20 protein-coding genes are annotated in these 20,307 nt (G+C 60.0%); 10 read left to right on the top strand and 10 right to left on the bottom strand.

Annotated features, from left to right (window positions below; genetic code table 11):
* Positions 1–58 precede the first annotated feature (58 nt).
* The 4 genes from M5B42_RS18385 (at position 59) to M5B42_RS18370 (ending at position 3,373) form a co-directional block, all read left to right on the top strand.
* Positions 59–403, top strand: coding sequence for an MliC family protein (locus M5B42_RS18385; RefSeq protein WP_248746653.1), 345 nt, complete (start codon positions 59–61; stop codon positions 401–403).
* Positions 404–647: 244 nt separating this feature from the next.
* Positions 648–1,712, top strand: a complete 1,065-nt coding sequence (gene fba, locus M5B42_RS18380) for a class II fructose-bisphosphate aldolase (RefSeq protein ID WP_100942561.1) — start codon at positions 648–650, stop codon at positions 1,710–1,712.
* A gap of 157 nt (positions 1,713–1,869) precedes the next feature.
* Entirely contained in the window at positions 1,870–2,121 is a 252-nt protein-coding gene (locus tag M5B42_RS18375; protein WP_248746652.1) for a helix-turn-helix transcriptional regulator, read from the top strand.
* Positions 2,114–3,373 carry a type II toxin-antitoxin system HipA family toxin gene (locus M5B42_RS18370; protein ID WP_248746651.1) on the top strand — a complete coding sequence of 420 codons (1,260 nt, stop codon included), beginning with the start codon at positions 2,114–2,116 and terminating at the stop codon, positions 3,371–3,373. Before M5B42_RS18375 ends, M5B42_RS18370 begins: the two co-directional genes overlap by 8 nt.
* A gap of 15 nt (positions 3,374–3,388) precedes the next feature.
* Here M5B42_RS18370 and M5B42_RS18365 read toward each other — a convergent pair whose 3' ends face one another.
* Complete coding sequence (locus tag M5B42_RS18365; RefSeq protein ID WP_248746650.1) at positions 3,389–3,610, bottom strand: hypothetical protein; 222 nt, start codon at positions 3,608–3,610, stop codon at positions 3,389–3,391.
* A gap of 308 nt (positions 3,611–3,918) precedes the next feature.
* Between M5B42_RS18365 and M5B42_RS18360 the strand changes: the two genes are divergently transcribed.
* Positions 3,919–4,062 carry a hypothetical protein gene (locus M5B42_RS18360; RefSeq protein WP_177145724.1) on the top strand — a complete coding sequence of 48 codons (144 nt, stop codon included), beginning with the start codon at positions 3,919–3,921 and terminating at the stop codon, positions 4,060–4,062.
* 100 nt (positions 4,063–4,162) lie between these two features.
* On the opposite strand, the gene M5B42_RS18355 is transcribed toward M5B42_RS18360, so the two are convergent.
* From M5B42_RS18355 to M5B42_RS18345, 3 genes are all read right to left on the bottom strand, one after another.
* Complete coding sequence (locus tag M5B42_RS18355; protein WP_248746649.1) at positions 4,163–4,549, bottom strand: DUF3077 domain-containing protein; 387 nt, start codon at positions 4,547–4,549, stop codon at positions 4,163–4,165.
* 541 nt (positions 4,550–5,090) lie between these two features.
* A complete protein-coding gene (locus M5B42_RS18350) occupies positions 5,091–5,618 on the bottom strand; it encodes an RICIN domain-containing protein (protein WP_248746648.1) in 528 nt (175 codons plus the stop codon).
* A gap of 245 nt (positions 5,619–5,863) precedes the next feature.
* A complete protein-coding gene (locus M5B42_RS18345; RefSeq protein ID WP_248746647.1) occupies positions 5,864–6,535 on the bottom strand; it encodes a polysaccharide lyase family 7 protein in 672 nt (223 codons plus the stop codon).
* Between the two features lie 307 nt (positions 6,536–6,842).
* Here M5B42_RS18345 and M5B42_RS18340 point away from each other — a divergent pair, with 307 nt between their 5' ends.
* The 4 genes from M5B42_RS18340 (at position 6,843) to M5B42_RS18325 (ending at position 10,348) form a co-directional block, all read left to right on the top strand.
* Positions 6,843–7,082 carry a hypothetical protein gene (locus M5B42_RS18340; RefSeq protein WP_103499125.1) on the top strand — a complete coding sequence of 80 codons (240 nt, stop codon included), beginning with the start codon at positions 6,843–6,845 and terminating at the stop codon, positions 7,080–7,082.
* Between the two features lie 236 nt (positions 7,083–7,318).
* Entirely contained in the window at positions 7,319–9,442 is a 2,124-nt protein-coding gene (locus M5B42_RS18335) for an EAL domain-containing protein (RefSeq protein WP_248746646.1), read from the top strand.
* 43 nt (positions 9,443–9,485) lie between these two features.
* Positions 9,486–9,995, top strand: a complete 510-nt coding sequence (locus M5B42_RS18330) for a M48 family metallopeptidase (RefSeq protein ID WP_103499123.1) — start codon at positions 9,486–9,488, stop codon at positions 9,993–9,995.
* 56 nt (positions 9,996–10,051) lie between these two features.
* Positions 10,052–10,348 (top strand): winged helix-turn-helix domain-containing protein, encoded by a 297-nt coding sequence (locus M5B42_RS18325; RefSeq protein WP_103499122.1) that lies wholly within the window; start codon positions 10,052–10,054, stop codon positions 10,346–10,348.
* 140 nt (positions 10,349–10,488) lie between these two features.
* On the opposite strand, the gene M5B42_RS18320 is transcribed toward M5B42_RS18325, so the two are convergent.
* Positions 10,489–10,941: a GNAT family N-acetyltransferase gene (locus M5B42_RS18320; RefSeq protein ID WP_248746645.1), complete on the bottom strand. Its 453-nt coding sequence runs from the start codon at positions 10,939–10,941 to the stop codon at positions 10,489–10,491.
* A 324-nt stretch (positions 10,942–11,265) separates the two neighbouring features.
* On the opposite strand from M5B42_RS18320, the gene M5B42_RS18315 reads away from it, so the two are divergent.
* Positions 11,266–12,003 carry a transporter substrate-binding domain-containing protein gene (locus M5B42_RS18315; protein WP_103499119.1) on the top strand — a complete coding sequence of 246 codons (738 nt, stop codon included), beginning with the start codon at positions 11,266–11,268 and terminating at the stop codon, positions 12,001–12,003.
* Between the two features lie 244 nt (positions 12,004–12,247).
* Here the strand turns inward: M5B42_RS18315 and yccS are convergent, their stop codons facing one another.
* From yccS to M5B42_RS18290, 5 genes are all read right to left on the bottom strand, one after another.
* Positions 12,248–14,440, bottom strand: a complete 2,193-nt coding sequence (yccS, locus tag M5B42_RS18310; RefSeq protein WP_248746644.1) for a YccS family putative transporter — start codon at positions 14,438–14,440, stop codon at positions 12,248–12,250.
* Positions 14,441–14,557: 117 nt separating this feature from the next.
* Positions 14,558–15,736 carry an NAD(P)/FAD-dependent oxidoreductase gene (locus tag M5B42_RS18305; protein ID WP_248746643.1) on the bottom strand — a complete coding sequence of 393 codons (1,179 nt, stop codon included), beginning with the start codon at positions 15,734–15,736 and terminating at the stop codon, positions 14,558–14,560.
* A 252-nt stretch (positions 15,737–15,988) separates the two neighbouring features.
* The gene (gene dbpA, locus M5B42_RS18300) at positions 15,989–17,326 is read right to left on the bottom strand and encodes an ATP-dependent RNA helicase DbpA (protein WP_247263367.1); all 1,338 of its coding nucleotides are present in this window, start codon (positions 17,324–17,326) and stop codon (positions 15,989–15,991) included.
* Positions 17,327–17,682: 356 nt separating this feature from the next.
* A complete protein-coding gene (mdtD, locus tag M5B42_RS18295) occupies positions 17,683–19,113 on the bottom strand; it encodes a multidrug transporter subunit MdtD (RefSeq protein WP_248746642.1) in 1,431 nt (476 codons plus the stop codon).
* A gap of 204 nt (positions 19,114–19,317) precedes the next feature.
* Positions 19,318–20,151 (bottom strand): alpha/beta hydrolase, encoded by an 834-nt coding sequence (locus tag M5B42_RS18290; RefSeq protein WP_248746641.1) that lies wholly within the window; start codon positions 20,149–20,151, stop codon positions 19,318–19,320.
* Positions 20,152–20,307: the final 156 nt, after the last annotated feature.

Below are 20,307 nucleotides of genomic sequence, written 5' to 3'. Positions count from 1 at the left end.
GGGTCAGATTCACTACGTGCAGTGCTGGCGGCCAGGGGTCGCCAGTCGAGGAACCGGCATGAAAGGCTTTATCGCCCTTGTTTCACTGGCAGCACTGAGTGGTTGCGCGGCTTTCAATGCCACCTTCAACCAGGCGTCGGCTCCGGCGGACAACTGGACGCACTGGACCTGTGACAGCCACGCCGAAGTGCTCTGGCGTTATGTCGACACGACGCAGCAGGCGGTGGATGTGCGCTTGGCCAGCGGTGACCAGGTGTATCGCCTCAAGCCTGAGGTTGGTGCCGTCGACAGCGGTGTGCTGTACAGCGATAACGTTTTGGCGTTTCACAAAAAAGGTGAGGAAGGCCTGGTTTACTGGGTTGCCACCAACGATTTGATCGGCCGGGCCTGCAAGGCGCAATAACGGCCGAGCGCGGTCCCCTGTAGGAGCGAGCTTGCTCGCGATGGACGTTAACGATAACTCGGGGTACCTGATACCCCGCGGTGCCTGAACCACCATCGCGAGCAAGCTCGCTCCTACAAGGGGCCGGCGTTTGACACTGAATCCGCAGGCCGGGCTGACCCCTGATCTGCAATGACTTGAATAGCAGCCGCCGCTCCGGCAGGCTTGCACGATTAACGACCCTCGACCGGGAGAGACACACACAATGGCACTTATCAGCATGCGCCAGATGTTGGACCACGCAGCCGAATACGGCTACGGCGTTCCAGCCTTCAACGTCAACAACCTTGAGCAGATGCGCGCCATCATGGAAGCCGCTGACAAGACTGACTCCCCGGTGATCGTCCAGGCTTCGGCCGGTGCCCGCAAATACGCCGGTGCCCCGTTCCTGCGTCACCTGATCCTGGCCGCCATCGAAGAATTCCCGCATATCCCGGTGTGCATGCACCAGGACCACGGCACCAGCCCGGACGTCTGCCAGCGTTCCATCCAGCTGGGCTTCAGCTCGGTGATGATGGACGGTTCCCTGGGCGAAGACGGCAAGACTCCGACTGACTACGACTACAACGTCCGCGTGACCCAACAGACCGTGGCCATGGCCCACGCCTGTGGTGTTTCGGTTGAAGGCGAGCTGGGTTGCCTGGGTTCGCTGGAAACCGGCATGGCCGGTGAAGAAGACGGTATCGGCGCCGAAGGCGTGCTTGATCACAGCCAGATGCTGACCGACCCGGAAGAAGCCGCGGACTTCGTCAAGAAGACCCAGGTCGACGCCCTGGCCATCGCCATCGGCACCAGCCACGGCGCCTACAAGTTCACCAAGCCGCCTACCGGTGACGTGCTGGCGATCGACCGCATCAAGGAAATCCACAAGCGCATCCCCAACACCCACCTGGTGATGCACGGGTCCTCTTCGGTGCCGCAAGAGTGGCTGGCGATCATCAACCAGTACGGTGGCGACATCAAGGAAACCTACGGCGTCCCGGTTGAAGAAATCGTCGAAGGTATCAAGCACGGCGTGCGCAAGGTCAATATCGACACCGACCTGCGCCTGGCGTCCACCGGTGCGATGCGTCGCCTGATGGCCACCAACCCGAGCGAGTTCGACCCGCGCAAATTCTTCGGCGCCACCGTGACCGCCATGCGTGACGTGTGTATCGCCCGTTACGAAGCCTTCGGCACCGCCGGCAACGCTTCGAAGATCAAGCCGATCTCCCTGGAAGCGATGTTCCAGCGTTACCTGAAAGGTGAGTTGAACGCCAAGGTCAACTAAGACCACTGGGTGTTATAAAAAACCGTCGAAAGACGGTTTTTTATTGTTCGTTTTTTGACCACGTTGATCGTTGTTTCTGACGTAAGGTGCTTGGAAGTGTCCGCTATAACGGACATAATCGATTTTTTAGCGAAAAAAGTCCACTATAGGTTACAAAATGCTAATCCTCAATCCAGTTGCTCTCGGCGAAAGAGTACGTCTCTTGCGGCGTGCGAAAGGTTACAGCCAAGCCCAGCTTGCGGAGAGGGCCCACTGCAACCGTAAAACCATCATTGATCTTGAGGCCGGCGAGAATGTGGAGGTCTATACCTTGTTCCGGGTGATTGCAGCCCTGGGTATGGCACTTGATCTGGTCGATGAGCGCATTGATCTCAAGTCTCTTGCGGAACTGGTTGAGTACGATGAGTAGGGTCAAACGGCTGGAAGTGATTGTGCCTCAAGGGCTTTCCGGGGAGTTGTCGAAGGGCTCGCAGTTCTCGTTTGCCTATGCGTCCGCCGAAGCTGCCACGGAGGTCTCGCTGGTCATGCCGTATGACCCGACACCTGCAGTGGCCAACGTCCTGCACCCCATCTTCGACATGAACGTGCCGGAAGGTTACCTGGCTGATCAGATCAAGCGTCGCATGGCCAAGCATATGCAAATGGATGAGATGCGTTTGCTCTCGGTGATCGGCGGCAACCAGATCGGACGTCTCACCTACCGTAATCCTGTTGAAGTCTCAGCTCCTGTGTCGGCACAGGTCGGCCTGCATGAAATACTGACCGCTGACACCTCCCAGGATGTTTTCGAGTTCCTTGTGGATACTTATTTCGAATCCGGTGTTTCCGGGGTGCAGCCCAAGGTGCTGGTGCCCGATCTGGACAAGCTCAAGGGTGATCGTAAGACGCTGCTCAGTTCTGATCTGATAGTGAAGTCGGGGGCCGATGAATACGCACACCTGGCCCAGAACGAGTTTCTCTGCATGGAGGCTGCACGCCTCGCAGGTCTGGAGGTTCCGCCGTTCTGGCTTTCAGACAATGGCGAGTTATTTGTCATGGAACGCTTTGACCTGACGCCCGAAGGGCACCTGGGTTTTGAAGATATGGCCGTGCTGTTAGGGCTCAATAAAGACCCTCATGACAACTATAAATACTCCCAAAGCTACGAAACCCTGGCGGCGGTGGTGGGGCAGGTGTGTCGTAAGGGAGATCCGGTACGTGCACTTGAGGCATTGTTCTCATCGGTCTGCCTCTCGGTGATGGTGCGTAATGGCGACGCGCACTTGAAGAACTTTGGTGTGATCTATGTCACCCCGGCTCGGCCTGAAACGGTGCGATTGGCGCCGGTGTTCGATGTGACGACCACCACTGTTTATGAGCACTACAACCCCAAGTCCGGTCAGGCGTTGGTGGATCGTACTTTGGCGATCAAAATGAACAAGTCCAAGGCCTACCCGGACCGTCAGCAACTGATTGATTTCGGACGTAAACACTGCGCTGTCGATAAGCCCGAATTGATCATAGAGCGAATCAGCGAGGCGATGAGTACAGCGCTGACGACCCATCGATCGCGCATTGACACTGAGTTGTTCCAGGGTATGGCGGCGCAATGGGATATCGGGCGGATGACGGCGCAACATAACTCGGTGCCGCCACGCCTCAAACGTAAACCCGTGCGTTGACTGCGGCTGGTGAATTTATTTCAGACTGCTGTGATCCTTCTCCTGTCCGACCTCCGGAGGGTGGAAAGACTGACCGTGCCAGATGTCTCCCACGCGCACTTCTTCATCCTGATTGACGGCGATCCAGCGCCAGCCCCGAAGGTGGGTGGGGTGATAGTCTGGTTTGCCTTCCGATTCCATTATTTCACTCACGTAAAAACCGTGAACACTGGACTCCATGACCAAGGCCCATTTCATATCCACCTCTACAGGTCGCTAATAGTAGGTGTGGAAAGTGTTACCTGTGGTCTGCAAGTCGGTCTACTGTCAATGCTGACAGTTTTATAGACGGTTTCCGAATAGTGAATAGCGCCTTAAAGCATAAAGAGGGGTTCTAAGAGGTGAGGATGTCAGTTTGCTATTTGGCAATGGGGAGCGACTTTATGGAAGCTTACAGAATATGAGGAAGTCGAAAATAATATAAAAAACTGTCAGTTCTGACAGTAGTCAGAGGAGTTCGAGTCCGGCACTTTCAGGGTTCATTTACTGTAAGGGAGTGTACGGTCATGAGCTCAAAAGGCAAGAAGGTAAAAAAAGCAGAGGTGGGTTTTAAAGGTCCGGCTAAGGCTACGCTCGCGCCGGAGGTGAAACCCGGTTTCAAGGGCGCGGCTGAGGCCACGCTACCACCCAAAGGTCAGGCCAAGCCTTAGTCGACATGCTGGGCAAGGCTGCGAGCGATAAGCTCAAGCCTGATATAAAAGGGCGGCGGAATGATTGATTATCCGCCGCCTTCCTCGTGGCTCTCCGCGTTTACGCCGGCCGTATGGCCGCGCCTTCCAGTAGTGCATCCACCACCGCCCGGGCCATTTCCACGGAGCGGACCATGGAACCGATCAGGCCGCGTTCAATGCCGCTGGCCTCGGTGATTTCATCGGAGATTTCTTCCGCCCCAATCAGCAACAGCGAAACATGCCGCAACGCTTCTTCGGCAGTGATACCGGGACGCACGGCAAACAGTGGGTGATTTTCCCCGTCGAGACAGCCGAAAGCCTTCAGGCCGGTGGAGGGCAGGTCTTCTAGCAGGTGACGCTTACTGTCGCGCACCACTTGCAGCAAGGCCTCGTTGGTTTCCTTGAGGATTGCGGTGATGCGTTGGCGGGTGTAGTTGATGGGTGGATCGGGGACGAGCTTTTTCATGGTCGTTATCCGTTGAGATACCAAGATTGAAAAAGCTGCCAGTCTCGCTTCCACACGAGAGGGTGGCAGCTGTGCGCAGGTGTGGAAGACCGGGGGATCTCAACGGAAAAGACCCGGCGCACCCGAAGGCGCCCCGCGCACAGCCACCATTAAAGAGGAGCATTTGTGCGCCGTTGAAATCACTTCCGGACTTCCACATCCGACCACTGATAAGCAGTGGTGAACGAAGACTAGACGCGAAGAATTCAAAGGCGCAAGCCGCTCAGGGGCGATTACGATTTTCTAGGAAATGCCCTGCAAATGACAGCGTAAAATTCTGACAGGTCATCCCAGGTTATGTATCGCGCGGGTACGGGCCTCAACAGCTGGGGCACTAATAGTCGTGTCGGTCCTCAAGCCCGCTCGCCACAAATTTTCACTATTTCAGAGGGGGTGAAAGGAATGAGCTTGCCAGCGCTCGTGGGGCTTCACCCTGTTATCCGGGTATCCGCTCACCAACAGTCTTTACCATGCATGTGATTTTACGGCTGCTTTGAAGAGCTCATATTTTTTCCAGTATAAATTTCTGGTTTGTCGTTCCGACATAATTGAATTCGATAATATCGGCACCGTCCGCGGTGTTGGACTCTTTCACATCCATAACATTACCGGTATGTCTGTTTTCTATATAGAAAAGATCAATGCCGCCCTCTCTACCTGCGCTCTTGAAAAACCATCCATGACCTGGTTTAGAATCGCTGGCTGGAATAATTGAAGCAATGACATTTCCGCCTTTGGCCTCTAGCGCTCGGAAGATTTTTGAATTAATCAGCAGGCACTCCAGATCGCCTTGGGCGCTGAGATGAATTTGCCACTTTGATTGGGCTTCATTATTGTCCCTAAATAATTCCACGTTGTAAGATAGGTCACTATTTTGGGTTAGAGACATCTCAACCAGCTTCCGAGGTGTTGAAGGCAGAGCCGTATAGATTTTATAGAGGCCGGCTTCGATTCTTACCGGCGAACCAGGAGCACCCCGGTTTTTTTGTTCAGAGGGCTCACTCTGATGAGGCGTCGATTTTCTTTTCATGATCATTCTCTTCGAACGTTGCGCAGTGGGAGTCTGGCGCTCTCCGGATGAAGGCGCTTTCCGAGGTTTTGCCTTGCAGGCCAGAATGCCAGGTAAAAAACACGCGCCGGAGGGTCCGCTATCGAGCATGTTGGTCAGGTTTTGCAAACCGGTCTACTGTCAGAACTGACAGGTTTATAGACGGTTTCCGAATAGGGAAGAGCGCCTCAATGCATAAAAGCTCTCTTTAAGAAGCGGCGGTAATATCACCCCTTCACATGATCAATATCCAACTTGTAGAAGGTCACCATGCCGCCCTCGCTGGTATAGCCGGTATTGTCCTGCACATAGACCCCGGCCTTGAAATACAGCGGCTTTCCGCGCCAGGTGCTGCTGATCTGGGTGTACCAGGACGCATCGGCGGCCTGCACGCTCAGATAACCGCCGCGACTCAGGTGAATCACATAAGTGAAGGCTTTATCCAACGGCACATTATCGGCAATCTCGATCACCCGGCTTTCCTTGTCGTCGGGGTGGTTGCGGATCTTGACCACGATGATCCCGCTCTTGCGGCTGTCCTTGTACTGGTACTCGACCTTGAGCATCGGCTGGGTGCTGTTGTACGCATGGATCTGGCCGATGACGATCTTGCCCGACGAAGGCACCTGGTTCACCGCCAGGGTTGCGCGCAGGTAGTTGTTGGACTCGCCATATAGCCAGTTGCGCAGCCGGCCATCGGGCCAGGTCTCGCGCAATTCGCTGCGCGGGTAGATGGCGTTTTCGGTCTTGGAACCGGTGACCGGCGACCAGAAGAACAAGGTGCCGCTGTCGGAGTGAAAGTACTGATCCTTGAAGCCCTGCACCAGCTTGGGCGTATCGATCGTCGCCGGCGGGGTACCGACGGGAACGCTGAGGTTCCAGGTGGTCAGGTCGATCATGTCTGTTCCTTCCTTGTAAGCCGTTTACGCGCGGGCCGCGATTCAGCCTGGGAAAATTCAGACAAACCGCTTGGGGCCGCGCTTTCGGCGTCCTTTATAACGGCTGAAGAATAGTTTGTTAACGCCGAACCGGCGAACGGTTGACGCCAATCCGTCGACGAAACCGGCCAGCGCGGCCCGCTATAGAAGGATCGTGTTGGGCTTTTATTAAGAAGCGATATAAACACCTGTTATTTATGACAGTTGTTTTTCACAGGGCGACTTCCCACGATGAACGTTCCATCGCTAACAAAAAAAGGGTCTCACTATGGACGAAGAGGAAGCACAGAACGAGCCTGAATATCTGAAGTACTTCAAGCGCAAACAAAAGATCAACCTGCGCGGCAGGCTGCACGGCGGGACGGTGGAGTCCGAGCGCGGCGAGCTGTGCAGCATCGACTGGACGCACCGAACACTGACCTATCACGGCGAATTCGGCTTATACAATACGGTGCGTTTCGACGAAATCTACGAAATTGAACCAATTGCGGAATATAGGACCTCATAACACTGACCGGCCGTATTAACGGTCGTCACCGTGGTATGACGCGGTCTTGCAGGCCCGAGGCGTTTTCCGGGCCGCGTCCTGAAGGTGATAAACGACCGTTAGTCGGGAGATTGTGGCCATGTCTGGATGATGGCCTATTGCTCACTACGCTTTGCACAATCCCGGTCTAGAGTAGTCCTTAGGTTTAGCCCGGTTTCCTAGATTTCCGGTGGAGTTCCCCGAACAAGAGAAGCAGCATGGATTGCGTGCAACAGATACCCGGTGATGGTAGTTCCGTCCTTCTGGTCGTCGATGATTACCCTGAAAATCTGATCAGCATGCGTGCCTTGCTGGAACGTCAGGATTGGCAGGTGGTTACTGCCGCCTCAGGCATTGAGGCACTGACGTTGCTGCTTGAGCATGAGATTGACCTGGTGCTGCTGGATGTACAGATGCCCGGGATGGACGGTTTTGAAGTGGCCCGCCTGATGCGCGGCAGCCAGCGCACCCGTCTGACCCCGATTATTTTCCTCACCGCCAACGAGCAGTCCCCGGACGCTGTGATCAAGGGCTATGCCAGTGGCGCGGTGGATTACCTGTTCAAGCCCTTCAACCCCGATATCCTCAGGCCCAAGGTCCAGGCGTTGCTGGAGCAGCAGCGCAACCGCCGGGCCCTGCAATGCCTGAGCCGCGATCTGGAAGCCGCGCGGGCGTTCAATGCCTCGGTGCTGGAGAATGCCGCCGAAGGCATTCTGGTGGTCAACGAAGACGGCACGATCCGCTTCGCCAACCCGGCCATTTCGCGCTTGCTCAATCTGTCGCTGGACGCCCTGGCCGGCCAGCCGTTCCTGGATTTCCTGCAGAACCCGCACTTTCCCAACTGGCACAGCTCATTGCTGTACGAGGAGTACCGCAAGGGCGAAACCTATCGCCTGCATGATGCGTATTTGCGCACCAGCCAGGACCAGATGCTGCCGGTGGCCTTGTCCTGCGCGCCGCTGCCCGCCGACCAGAAGGCCATGGTGGTGACGGTGCTGGACATGTCGGTGGTGCGGCACTTGCACCAGCAACTGGAGTTCCAGGCGGTCACCGACCCGTTGACCGGCTTGCTCAACCGCCGGGGGTTCTACCAGACGGCGGAAAATACCCTGCGCCGCAGCGACAGCGCGGAAAAGTCCCTGGTGCTGATGTACCTGGATCTCGACGGCTTCAAACGGGTCAACGATTCCCTGGGGCACGAAGCCGGCGACCGGGTGCTGCGCTGGGTCTCGGAACAGTTGAAGTCCTGCCTCAATCCCTTCGATATTCTTGCGCGCATGGGCGGTGATGAGTTCACCACCCTGCTCAATCTGGAGCACGCGGAGCAGGCGGCGAAAATCGCCGAGCGGTTGATCGAGCGGGTTTCGATTCGCCAGCAAATCGACGGCATGGAAATGACGCTCGGCGTCAGCATCGGCATTGCCACCTACCCCGATTGCGGGGCCAACCTCGACGGCCTGCTGCGGGCGGCGGATATCGCCATGTATGAGGCCAAGCGCGCCGGCCGCCAACAGTATCGCTACTACGACCACGAGATGAATGGTCGGGCCCGCTCGCGCCTGATGCTCGAGGAAAGTGTCCGTTCGGCGATCGAGGGCAAGGAATTCAAGATGGTCTACCAGCCCCAGGTGTCCCTGGAGGATGGCCGCCTGCGCGGGTTCGAGGCGTTGCTGCGCTGGCACCATCCGAGTGTCGGTGATGTGCCGCCGGGGTTGTTCCTGCCTTTATTGGAAGAAGTACGGCTGATCAGCCGGCTGGGCAGTTGGATCTATCGCCAGGCGGCCACTCAGCGGCATGCCTGGAGTGGCGTGTTTGCCGATGACCTGGTGCTGAGCGTCAGCCTGAGCGCCACACAGTTCTGTATGCCGAACCTGGCGGACGAGTTGCAGGAGGTGCTGGAGCGCCATGACCTGCGGGCGCACCAGCTGGAGGTCGAGGTGACGGAGGCGGCGCTGATGCAGGACTACGAGGCTTCGCGCAAGCAACTGCGGCGGATTCGTGCCCAGGGCGTGCGCGTGGCCCTGGATGATTTCGGTTCGGGACACTGTTCGCTGAACCACCTGCGTGACCTCGAGTTGGACACGCTCAAGCTCGACCGACAGTTGATCGCCAAGATCCTCGACTCACCACGGGATGCGGCCCTGGCCCGCACCGTGATCGACCTGTGCAAGGAATTTGGTCTGCTGGTGATCGCCGAGGGCGTGGAAACCGTGGAGCAATGGCAGTGGCTCAAGGCCAATGGTTGCCCGATGGTCCAGGGCTTCCTGGTGGCCCGGCCGCTGACGGCCAAGGACGCCACCAGCTTCGGCTCGGCGTTTGACTGGAGCGCGTTGTCCGCCTGAATTCGCTACACTGGTTTCTTTTTCGGTGTACGTAAGGCCTGTCATGACTGTGCTGAAATACCTTCAGGCTTATCCCACGTCCTTGCAGGAACAGGTCCGCCAGATGATCGCCCGGGACGCCCTGGGCGACTACCTGAGCCAGCGTTATCCGGAGCGGCATGCGGTGCAGAGCGACAAGGCGTTGTACAGCTATGCCCTGGCGTTGAAGCAGGAACATCTGCGCAATGCGCCGGCCATCGACAAGGTGCTCTTCGATAACCGTCTGGACCTGACCCATCGCGCCCTCGGCCTGCACACGGCGATCTCGCGGGTCCAAGGCGGCAAGCTCAAGGCCAAGAAGGAAATCCGCATCGCCTCGCTGTTCAAGGAGGCGGCGCCGCAGTTTCTGAAGATGATCGTGGTGCACGAGTTGGCGCACCTGAAGGAGTCCGATCACAACAAGGCCTTCTACCAGCTGTGCGAATACATGCAGCCCGGTTATCACCAGTTGGAGTTCGACCTGCGGGTGTACCTGACCTGGCGCGATCTGCAGGGCAAATCTGCAACTCCGTAGGCGCCGAGTGTGCGCTTGAGTCGAAGCATTGGAAGGTCAACCTCAAGGACTACCGGATGGACGTCAGCAAGACCAAGAGCAGTTTCTACCGCCGTCTGTACGTGGCATGGTTGATCGACAGCGAGATTGCCAGCAGCGTTCCGGCCCTGACCGAAGCCACGGGCATGCCACGGCGCACGGCGCAGGATACGATCCTGGCCCTGGCGGACCTGGATATCGTCTGCGAGTTCGAACAGGAAGACGGCGCGCGCAATCACGCAGGGCAATACCGGATTCGTAGTTGGGGGGCGATCGACAAGAGCTGGATTGGTCGCAACCTGGTTTCGATCAAGCAGGTGCTGGGTTATCCCTGAGTTTGTGGCGCCTGTGTCGGCCTTTTCGCGGGCAAGCTCCGCTCCCACAGGACTGAGCCACGCCGCAAACTATTGGTCAGCCCCGGACATTGTGGGAGCGGAGCTTGCCCGCGAAGAGGCCCTGGAGCACACCACAAACCTCAGGCCCTACGCATCCCGATATGCGGAATATCGTCCTCCAGATACACCTCGCCCACCCCCTCGAACCCATAGCTCCCGTAATAAGCCTGCAAGTGCGCCTGGGCCGACAGATAGATCGGTACTTCCGGCCAAAGCTTCCCGGCCTGCTTCAACGCCTGGGCCATCAGCTCATGCCCCAACCCCTGGCCGCGGGCCTCGGGGGCGATCACCACCCGCCCGATCACCACGTCACCCCCCTGGGATTCCGGGTCGAGCAGACGCAGGTAAGCCACCAGTCGATCATCGCGCCAGCCCATCAGATGGCAGGTGTCGCCCTCCAGGTCACGCCCATCGACTTCCTGGTAGGGACATTTTTGCTCGACCACGAAGACTTCGGTCCGCAGTTGCAGGATGCTGTACAACTGTTCCTTGCTCAGGTCGCCATGGTGTTTGCAGAGCCAGTCGGTGGTCATGCTCGCCTCTGGATTCAATAACTTGATAGCGATACTAAGCGCGTTATCCGAGGTCGCCAACCGCGGATTTCTATTGCCCGAGAGGGCCGGAGCTGGAAAGCTCCTTGCAAGGAATCCTGAACCGGTATTTCGGTTCACTGGCGGCTACTTGATATCATTGGCTTTGCTCGCCATCGTCATCTTTGTGTAATCTGCCAAGCCGTGCTTTTGCTCTGGCTCGGATGAGCTAATGTTAGGACCAGGGAGGTAGCCGGTTGCTTTTGGATGTGCTCCTCCGGCTTCGGCTAACTCTGTTGGGCTAAGTGCCCGCTAAGGATCTTTAGCATGCCGCGATTGCATCGAGCTTTTGTTTTGCTTGGATTGCTGCTGCTTTCACAGGGCGCTGCCGCGGACAAGTTACGGTTGGTGGCCGATGGCTGGCCGCCGTTTACCGACGCGACGCTGGTCAACGGTGGCCTGGCCACCGATATCGTCATCACGGCGCTGGCGCGGGCCGGCTATGCCAGCGACTTCGAGCAGGTGCCCTGGGCACGCGCGCTCAAGGGCGTGGGCGAAGGGCGCTATGACGTGCTGGTCAATGCCTGGTACAGCGACGAACGCACCTTGCTGGGGCAGTTCTCGGCCGAGTACCTGGTCAACCGTGTGCTGTTTCTCAAGCGCAAGGAGTCGGCCATCGAGTTCGATAACCTGGGCCAGTTGCACGACCTGCCGATTGCGGTGGTGCGTGACTACGCCTATAGCGCCGATTTTGACGGTGACACCCAGTTGCAGAAGATCCCGGTGCACAACTTTGCCATGGCCGTGCGCATGCTCGCGGCGGACCGCGTGAAGCTGACCCTGGAAGACGAGTATGTGGCGCGTTATTACCTCAAGAGCGAGGCGCCACGGGTGCGCAACGCCGTGGAGTTCCTGCCCAAGCCGCTGAGCGAGAACAGCCTGCATATCCTGGTCAGCCTGAAGAACCCGCAGCATGAGCAGATTGTCGCCGGCTTCGACCGCGAGATCGCGGCGATGAAGGCCGACGGCAGCTATGATCGGCTGCTCAAGCTGCATGGGATGTAACCACCTCCGCGAAACCTTGTAGGAGCCGGCTTGCCGGCGATGGCGGCCGCAAGGGCGATGCAAGGCTCAAGGGCCTATTCGCGGCGCTGCGGCGCCCCGACAAGCCCTGCTCCTACAGGTTTTTGTCGTACGCGAAATCTGTGTTCAGTGCGGTCTGTAGGAGCCTGGCTTGCCAGCGAAGCTTTTGGCGGTCTTGAGAGCCTCATCGCTGGCAAGCCAGCTCCTACAGGGGAGTGTGGCGTTTTTAGGATTCTGCGTTTTCTTCCGGATCCTTGATCAGGTGCGCCGCCAAGGTACGCAACGGTCCTAGCTGGCGGCAGATCAACGCCAGCTGGGTCTGCACCAGCCGCTGGATCTCGTCGATCTCGTCCGGCATCTGTTCCAACTCATTGGCCAAGGCTTCCTCGGCATCGCTTTGAATGGCGATGGGGGTCTTGTTCGCCAGGCCCGTGGCGACTTCTTCGATACTCGCCGCCAGCGTCGCGCCGACACCCTCGAGCAGATGATCGCGCACCGCTTCCGGCAGTTGATTGTCGCGGTGCGCGCCGAGTCCCGACAGGTAGCTGAGCAAGGTGTGCGAGAGCACCAGGAAGCGGAACCCCACGTCGGCTTCCTTACGGAAGTGCCCCGGCTCCATCAACATGTTCGCCAGGGTGGTCGACAGCGCCGCATCGGCGTTGTGGGCGTTGCGTCGGGCCAGGCGGTAGGCGAGGTCGTCGCTCTTGCCCTGGGCGTACTGGCGCATGATCTGGCGCAGGTACAGGCTGTTGCAGCTCAGGGTATTGGCCAGCACCTTGTTCAGGCGCCGACCTTGCCAGTCCGGCAGGAACAGGAACACCGCCAGGCCGGCGATCAGCGCACCCAGCAGGGTATCGAGCAGGCGCGGCAGGAACAGGCCGTAGCCGTCGCCCACCTGGTTGAAACAGAACAGTACCGTCAGGGTCATGGCGGCGGTCGCGAGGGTGTAGCGGGTGGTGCGGTTGATAAAGAACACCACCCCGGCGGCGATGGTGAACAAGGCCTGGATCAACGGGCTCGGGAACAGGTCGAACAAGGCCCAGGCGGCGGTCAGGCCGATGGCGGTGCCGAGGATCCGCTGGCCCAGTTTGCGCCGGGTGGCGCCATAGCTCGGCTGGCAGACGAACAGCGTGGTGAGGATGATCCAGTAGCCCTGGGACGGGTGCACCAGGTGCACCATGCCGTAGCCGATGCTCAGCGCCAGCGGCAGGCGCAGGGCGTGGCGGAACAGCAGCGAAGTCGGGGTCAGTTGGGTGCGCAGGCGCGTCCAGACATCCTTGAAATTACGCGGTGAACGGTCCAGCAGGCTGCTGTCGGTGGCGTCGGCCAGGCTGTCGGGGTTGCTGGCGTCGCTCAACAGGCGGTCGAGGGTGCCGAGGTTGGCCGCCAGGGCCCGCAGCGAACGCAGCAGGCCGCGCCAGGCCGGGTTGCTCTGGATGCGCAGGTGTTCCAGGGAGGCGTGCAGGTCGCCCAGGGCTTCGGCGAAGCTGGCGTCGTAGACGAACGGCTGGCGCAGTTGGATCGACACCGCCAGGGCCTGGCAGGCCTTGCCTTGCTCGCGTAGCAGGCGTTGGCAGCGGAACAGCACGTCGCTGTGGAAGAACGCTTCGGCCAGGGCGTTGTACGGGTAGTGCGAGGAACTGGCGCGTTCGTGGATATCCTGGGCGAGGAAGTACAGCTTCAGGTAGCGGCTGACCTTCGACCCCGGCCGACCATTGCCGACCCGGTGCAGGATGATTTCCTTGGCGCTGTTCAGCGCCGCCACCACCTTGCCGTTCTGCTGGGCCAGCTCCAGGCGCCGGGCCTCGACGTCCAGTTGGCGGATCGGTTCGAACAGCGAGGACTTGAGCTTGAGGTAGTAACCCAGTTCGCGGAACAGTCTGGCCAGGCTCTGTTGCACCGGCTGGTTGGAGAACATCGCCTGCCAGAGCACCGAGAGCACGCCGTACCAGGCCGCGCCGGTCACCAGCAGCATCGGCTCGTGCCAGAGGTTGGCGACTTCGCCGCCGCGCTGGTCGACGCCGATCATGGTGTAGACCGAGAGGATCAGGGTTGCCGAGGCTATCGCGCCATAACGTTCGCCCAGGGCGCCGAGCATGGTCAGGCCAAAGGCCGCCAGGGCCATGGCGCAGACGAAGACCAGCGGATAGGGAAACAGCAACTCGACCGAGAACGCCGCGACACTGAAGCACACCAGCGTCACCGCCAGGGCGTTGAGGCGGCCTTGCCAACTGTCGTCGGTCTCGGCCAGGGCGCTGGCGATGACCCCGAGGAACAACGGGATCAGGAGCTTCATCTCGTTCTGGAACCAGCACAGGGTCATGATGCCGGTCAGGGCGATAAACACCCGAACGCTATAGCTGAATTTGTCCAGCGCCCAGAGACGGCGCAGGGACTGGTTGAACGAGGTGGATGCCATGAAGGTGAGAGAGCCTGCCAAGCGATTGATCTGAATGATGGGTAGACGGGCGGCATTACAATGGCGCCACATCGTCTACAGCAAAATTTGTTCCGTGATCAGCGATTGTCCCAAGGATCAGGCGAATTGCGCCGCCGCATAGCCCGAGGCCCAGGCCCACTGGAAGTTGAAGCCCCCCAGATGGCCGCTGACGTCCAGCACTTCACCGATAAAATACAGCCCCGGGCTTTTCAGCGATTCCATGGTTTTCGACGACACTTCCCGGGTGTCGACACCGCCCAGGGTCACTTCGGCGGTGCGATAACCTTCGGTGCCGGCCGGGACCAGTCGCCAGTCGCCGAGCTTCTGCGCGACCTCGGCCAACTCCACCGGGGTGTACTGCTTCATCGGCTTGGAGACGAACCAGTGTTCGGCCAGCAGGTTGGCCATTTTCTTGGTGAACAACTCGCCCAGCAGGGTTTTCAGTTCGCTGTTGGGCCGCTCGGCCTGTTGCTGTTGCAGCCAGTCCAGTGCGTCGTGGTCCGGCAGCAGGTTGATATGCAGCGTATCGCCGGGATTCCAGAACGAGGAAATCTGCAGGATCGCCGGGCCGCTGAGGCCGCGGTGGGTGAACAGGATATTTTCCCGGAAGCTCTGCTCGTTGCAGCTCACCAGGCAATCCACTGAAGTCCCGGACAGCTCGGTGCAGAGCGCCTTGAGTTGATCGGTAATGGTGAACGGCACCAGCCCGGCGCGGGTCGGTAACACCTGGTGGCCGAACTGTTTGGCCACCTGATAACCGAAGCCGGTGGCGCCCAGGGTCGGGATCGACAGGCCGCCGGTGGCGATCACCAGCGACTGGCAGGTGATCTGGCCAAGGGTGGTTTGCAGCAGGTAGCCGCTTTCGAGCTTTTCGATGTGCTGGATGGCGGTGTCCAGGTGCAGGCTGACGCCGGCCTGGTCGCACTCGTCGAGGAGCATGCCGAGGATGTCGCTGGACTTGTTGTCGCAAAACAGCTGGCCGAGTTTTTTCTCGTGGTAGGGCACGCCGTGCTTGGCCACCATCGCGATGAAATCCCACTGGGTGTAGCGGGCCAGGGCCGACTTGCAGAAATGCGGGTTCTGCGAGAGAAAGTTGCCGGGCTCGCTGTACATATTGGTGAAATTGCAGCGACCACCGCCGGACATCAGGATTTTCTTGCCGGCCTTGTTGGCGTGGTCGATCAGCATCACCTGGCGCCCACGGGCGGCGGCGGTAAAGGCGCACATCAAGCCGGCGGCACCGGCGCCGATGATCACAACTTCAGTAACGGGCACAACGATGTCCTCGGAAGGCGATTAGGATAATGCGGTCTTGAAAACACTGCGGATAGGGTAACGTGATCTTGAAAACACCACGAAACCTTGTAGGAGCAGGGCTTGCCCGCGAAGGGGCCGGTGTGGGCTATCCGAAAGATCAGGTTGATAATACTGACGTCTTCGCGGGCAAGCCCTGCTCCTACAGGTTTCCGCTGTTTGCGCTAGCAAGGCCAGCCGATCCATGGTGGGGACCGAGCTGGCCCTTGATATTCAGAGAATCCGCACGCGCAGCGAGCGGCCCTTGATCTTGCCGTCGTTCAGGCGCTGCAAGGCCTGCTTGGCGACGCCACGCTCCACCGCCACGTAGGCCTGGAAGTCGAAAATCGCGATCTTGCCGACCTGGGCACCGGGAATCCCGGCGTCGCCGGTCAGGGCACCGAGGATGTCGCCCGGACGGACCTTGTCCTTGCGCCCGGCAGCGATGCACAGGGTGCTCATGGCCGGCAGCAGCGGGCTGCCGCCCTGGGACTTGAGGTTGTCGAGCTGGTCCCAGTTCAACGGCGACTTCTGCACTTCCTCGATGGCCCGCGCGCGCAGGCTTTCGGACGGCGCCACCAGGCTGATCGCCAGGCCGGTCTCGCCCGCCCGACCGGTACGGCCGACGCGGTGGATATGCATCTCCGAATCACGGGCCAGCTCGACGTTGATCACCATGTCCAGGGCATCGATATCCAGGCCGCGGGCCGCCACATCGGTGGCCACCAGCACGGAGATACTGCGGTTGGCGAACATCGCCAGGACCTGGTCGCGGTCACGCTGTTCCAGGTCACCGTGCAGGGCCACGGCGGACACGCCCTTGGCGGTCAGGTGGTCGACGGTTTCCTGGACCTGCTGCTTGGTGAAGCAGAACGCCACGCAGGACTCAGGCCGGAAATGGTTGAGCACCTTGACCACGGCTTCCATGCGCTCTTCCGGGGAAATCTCGTAGAAGCGCTGTTCGATCTGGCTGTCGGCGTGCATCGCCTCGGCCTTGACCTGCTGCGGGTTGCGCATGAACTTGGAGGCCAGCTGCTTGATGCTCACCGGATAGGTGGCGGAGAACAGCAGGGTCTGCCGACGTTCCGGGAGCTGCGCAATGATTTCCTCGATGGCGTCGTAGAAACCCATGTCGAGCATGCGATCGGCTTCGTCGAGGACCAGGGTGTTGAGGCCGTGCAGGACCAGCGAGCCCTTGCGCAGGTGCTGCTGGATACGCCCCGGGGTGCCGACGATGATATGGGTGCCGTGTTCCAGGGAGGCGATCTGCGGTCCGAGGGACACGCCGCCGCAGAGGGTCAGCACCTTGATATTGTCTTCGGCGCGGGCCAGGCGACGGATTTCCTTGGCGACCTGGTCGGCCAGCTCGCGGGTGGGGCAGATCACCAGCGCCTGGCAGCCGAAGAAGCGCGGGTTGATCGGGTTCAGCAGGCCGATGCCGAAGGCCGCGGTCTTGCCGCTGCCGGTCTTGGCCTGGGCGATCAGGTCCATGCCCTTGAGGATCACCGGCAAGCTTTGCGCCTGGATCGGCGTCATCTGGGCATAACCGAGGGAGTCGAGGTTAGCCAGCATGGCGGCGGACAGTGGCAAAGAGTTAAACGCGGTGGCGATGGTGGTCACGGGACTGGCCTGCAAAACAAAATGTCGCGCAGTGTATCAGTCCCGACTGGCGGCGCTGCAAATTCTGGACGAAAAGTAGCCAAATACTGGTAGTGCAGGCTGATTGTTGTGGGAGGCGCTGCTTTGGGGCAATGGCTTGAACCTGTTGTGTGGCTGCTGGCCTCTTCGCGGGCAAGCTCCGCTCCCACACTGAGATCGGAGCCAGGCGCAAGTGTTGCAGGCACCGCGCAACTTGTGGGAACGGAGCTTGTCGGATCGCCGCACCGCCGCGAAGAGGCCCCTGAGCACACCCAATAAATCCCAGGCACCTAGTGCTCGATATGCTGCTCCTGAACCACCCTGGCCCGCCGCCCGTCCTGGGGTGAAAGCTGCAGGAAAATCGTCGCCGCCAGCATCGCCAGGATGCCCACGGTGAGGAAGGTCAGCTGGAACGCACCGAGCACCGTCTCCACGCCATCGTTGCCGACCGCGGCGGTAAAGCCGCCGAGCAGGGCACCGGCGCAGGCCACCCCGAGGCTCAGGGACAATTGCGCCACCACCGACAGCAGGCTGTTGCCGCTGCTGGCGGACTTGTCGTCGAGATCGATCAGGGTCACGGTGTTCATCGCCGTGAACTGCAGCGAGTTGATCGCCCCGGCAATCGCCAGCATGGCCAGCAACAAGGGGTAAGGCGTCTGCTCGGTGACCAGGCCCATGACCGCGAGCATGATGCCCAGGGCCAGGGTGTTGCCGGTGAGCACGATGCGATAACCCAGGCGCTCGATCAGCGGGCGGGCAATCGATTTGGCAAACATCGCCGCCGCCGCCAGGGGCAGCATGCTCATCCCGGCCTGGGACGGCGAATAACCCAGGGCCACTTGCAGCAGCAACGGCACCAGGAACGGCAGGGCGCCGCTGCCCAGGCGGGCGAACAGGTTGCCGAGGATGCCCACGGCAAAGGTCCGGGTCTTGAACAAGGACGGCGCGAACAAGGGGTTATCGATATGCCCGGCCCGCAGCCAATACGCCGCCAGGCAGGCGAGGCCGGCGAACAGCAGCAACATCACCCGCAGGTGCGGCAGTTGCAGCTCGCCCAGGCCCTCCATGGCGATGGTGATCAGCAGCATCGCCGCGCCGAACAACAGGAAGCCGATGCCGTCGAAGCGCGTGCGTTCGCTGCCGCGCAGGTCCGGGATGAACTTCCACACCGCGTAGCAGCCGAGCAGGCCCACCGGCAGGTTGATCAAAAAAATCCAGTGCCAGGTCAGGTACTGCACCATCCAGCCGCCCATGGTCGGGCCGATCAACGGGCCGAGCAGGCCGGGTATGGTGATGAACCCCATGATCCGCACCAGCTCCGAACGCGGGTAGGCCCGCAGCACCACCAGCCGGCCGACCGGTAGCATCAGCGAACCGCCGAGGCCCTGGATGATCCGCGCGCCCACCAGCATGTTCAGCGAGCTCGACAGGGCGCAGAGCAGGGAGCCGATGCTGAACAGCAGGATCGCGCTGAAGAAGATGCGTTTGGTGCCGAAGCGGTCGGAAACCCATCCCGAGGCCGGGATCAGCAGGGCCACGGTGAGCATGTAGGCGATCACCACGCCTTGCATGCGCAGGGGGTTTTCCGCCAGGTCGAGGGCCATGGCGGGCAGTGCGGTGTTGAGGATGGTCCCGTCGAGGGACTGCATGAAGAAGGCAATGGCTACCACCCACGGTAGCCAGCGAGCGGTCGTTACGTCGAGTGGGGCACGATCAGGCATGGGCGGCTCTGTTTGTTAGCTGGCTACGTAGTTGCAGTATGCCTGATCGGTCAGGAACGGTGTAGGCGCGTGCTCGTTGCCGGAGATCTTGAACACACCCGCCACCTGCAGGAGCCGGCTTGCTGGCGATGAGCGATGACGCGGTGTGTCTGATGGAGCGCGTCGCCTGGATCGCCAGCAAGCTGGCTCCTACAGGACGCGATGCTATCCGGGCGACAGCAGAAACCCCAGCAAAGCCTGATGCACCGCGTTGGCGGCCTGGCGTGATTCCAGGTCGAGCAAATGGCCGGTGTCTTCGGCGACGGAGAAACTGCTGCGGGGGATATATTCCTGGAACACCCGCGCACCTGCGGCCGGGGTGTAGATGTCCTTGGCGCCATTGATGAAATGCACCGGGCTCTGGATCGCGGACAAGGCCCGCAGGTAATTACCGTCGCCGAGCTGCAGCACCTGGTCGATATGAAAGCGCGCCTGGCGGTATTCGGTGCTGGGCATCGAGGACAGGTGCTGGTGGTTGGTGGCCTTGAGGCGTGGTGGCAGGAAGTGGCCGACGGTGTCGTTGAGCAGGTGGCCGATGGCGGATTTGTCGTCCACCGCGATCAGTTCGTGGACGCGCTGCACATACGCCCGCATCGGTGGATTCAGGTCGGGCGCCAGGGCCATCACCACCGAGCTTTCGATGGTCGGCGGGTGCCGGGTGAGGGCCAGCAGGGTGGAAATGCCGCCCCATGAGGCGGACACCAGGTGATTGACCTCGAAGCGCTGCACCAGGGCCAGGAGGATCTCCACCTCGTCGTCCTTGGTCACCAGCCCCGGATCGGGATTGTAGGGTTGCGAGCGCCCGGCAAAGGGTAGGTCGAACAGCACCACGTTGAAGTGTTCGGCCAGGCACTTGCCGGTACGGGTGAAAGAGCTGGTGGTGGCCAGGGCACCGTTGACCAGCAGGACCGTCCTGCGCCGGGGATCGTCGCCGATACGTTCGACATGGATGTTGAAGTGCCGGTACAGGTTGTTGATGACAAAGCTTCCATGATTCATATCAAGCTCCAGCAAAGCACTTTCGGGGGGATGAAAGAGGTGCGGCATTGAGTAAGGAAATCGCGGGTCGAGTCTGGTTTCTCTGGGTGTTGCCGTATGAGGGTGGCGTTTTGATAGTGTGAAAAAAACAGAGGGATATATAGCGCGCCGGGCGGC

Source organism: Pseudomonas sp. MWU12-2037, from assembly GCF_023242345.1.
GTDB lineage: Bacteria > Pseudomonadota > Gammaproteobacteria > Pseudomonadales > Pseudomonadaceae > Aquipseudomonas > Aquipseudomonas gingeri_D.
Note: the sequence above shows the minus strand (reverse complement) of the source record. Positions and strands in the feature narration are given on the sequence as shown.

Coding starts and splice junctions, on each gene's coding strand:
- M5B42_RS18385 (WP_248746653.1), top strand. CDS start 59: ATGAAAGGCTTTATCGCCCTTGTTTCACTGGCAGCACTGAGTGGTTGC.
- fba (WP_100942561.1), top strand. CDS start 648: ATGGCACTTATCAGCATGCGCCAGATGTTGGACCACGCAGCCGAATAC.
- M5B42_RS18375 (WP_248746652.1), top strand. CDS start 1,870: ATGCTAATCCTCAATCCAGTTGCTCTCGGCGAAAGAGTACGTCTCTTG.
- M5B42_RS18370 (WP_248746651.1), top strand. CDS start 2,114: ATGAGTAGGGTCAAACGGCTGGAAGTGATTGTGCCTCAAGGGCTTTCC.
- M5B42_RS18365 (WP_248746650.1), bottom strand. CDS start 3,610: ATGAAATGGGCCTTGGTCATGGAGTCCAGTGTTCACGGTTTTTACGTG.
- M5B42_RS18360 (WP_177145724.1), top strand. CDS start 3,919: ATGAGCTCAAAAGGCAAGAAGGTAAAAAAAGCAGAGGTGGGTTTTAAA.
- M5B42_RS18355 (WP_248746649.1), bottom strand. CDS start 4,549: ATGAAAAAGCTCGTCCCCGATCCACCCATCAACTACACCCGCCAACGC.
- M5B42_RS18350 (WP_248746648.1), bottom strand. CDS start 5,618: ATGAAAAGAAAATCGACGCCTCATCAGAGTGAGCCCTCTGAACAAAAA.
- M5B42_RS18345 (WP_248746647.1), bottom strand. CDS start 6,535: ATGATCGACCTGACCACCTGGAACCTCAGCGTTCCCGTCGGTACCCCG.
- M5B42_RS18340 (WP_103499125.1), top strand. CDS start 6,843: ATGGACGAAGAGGAAGCACAGAACGAGCCTGAATATCTGAAGTACTTC.
- M5B42_RS18335 (WP_248746646.1), top strand. CDS start 7,319: ATGGATTGCGTGCAACAGATACCCGGTGATGGTAGTTCCGTCCTTCTG.
- M5B42_RS18330 (WP_103499123.1), top strand. CDS start 9,486: ATGACTGTGCTGAAATACCTTCAGGCTTATCCCACGTCCTTGCAGGAA.
- M5B42_RS18325 (WP_103499122.1), top strand. CDS start 10,052: ATGGACGTCAGCAAGACCAAGAGCAGTTTCTACCGCCGTCTGTACGTG.
- M5B42_RS18320 (WP_248746645.1), bottom strand. CDS start 10,941: ATGACCACCGACTGGCTCTGCAAACACCATGGCGACCTGAGCAAGGAA.
- M5B42_RS18315 (WP_103499119.1), top strand. CDS start 11,266: ATGCCGCGATTGCATCGAGCTTTTGTTTTGCTTGGATTGCTGCTGCTT.
- yccS (WP_248746644.1), bottom strand. CDS start 14,440: ATGGCATCCACCTCGTTCAACCAGTCCCTGCGCCGTCTCTGGGCGCTG.
- dbpA (WP_247263367.1), bottom strand. CDS start 17,326: ATGCTGGCTAACCTCGACTCCCTCGGTTATGCCCAGATGACGCCGATC.
- mdtD (WP_248746642.1), bottom strand. CDS start 19,113: ATGCCTGATCGTGCCCCACTCGACGTAACGACCGCTCGCTGGCTACCG.
- M5B42_RS18290 (WP_248746641.1), bottom strand. CDS start 20,151: ATGAATCATGGAAGCTTTGTCATCAACAACCTGTACCGGCACTTCAAC.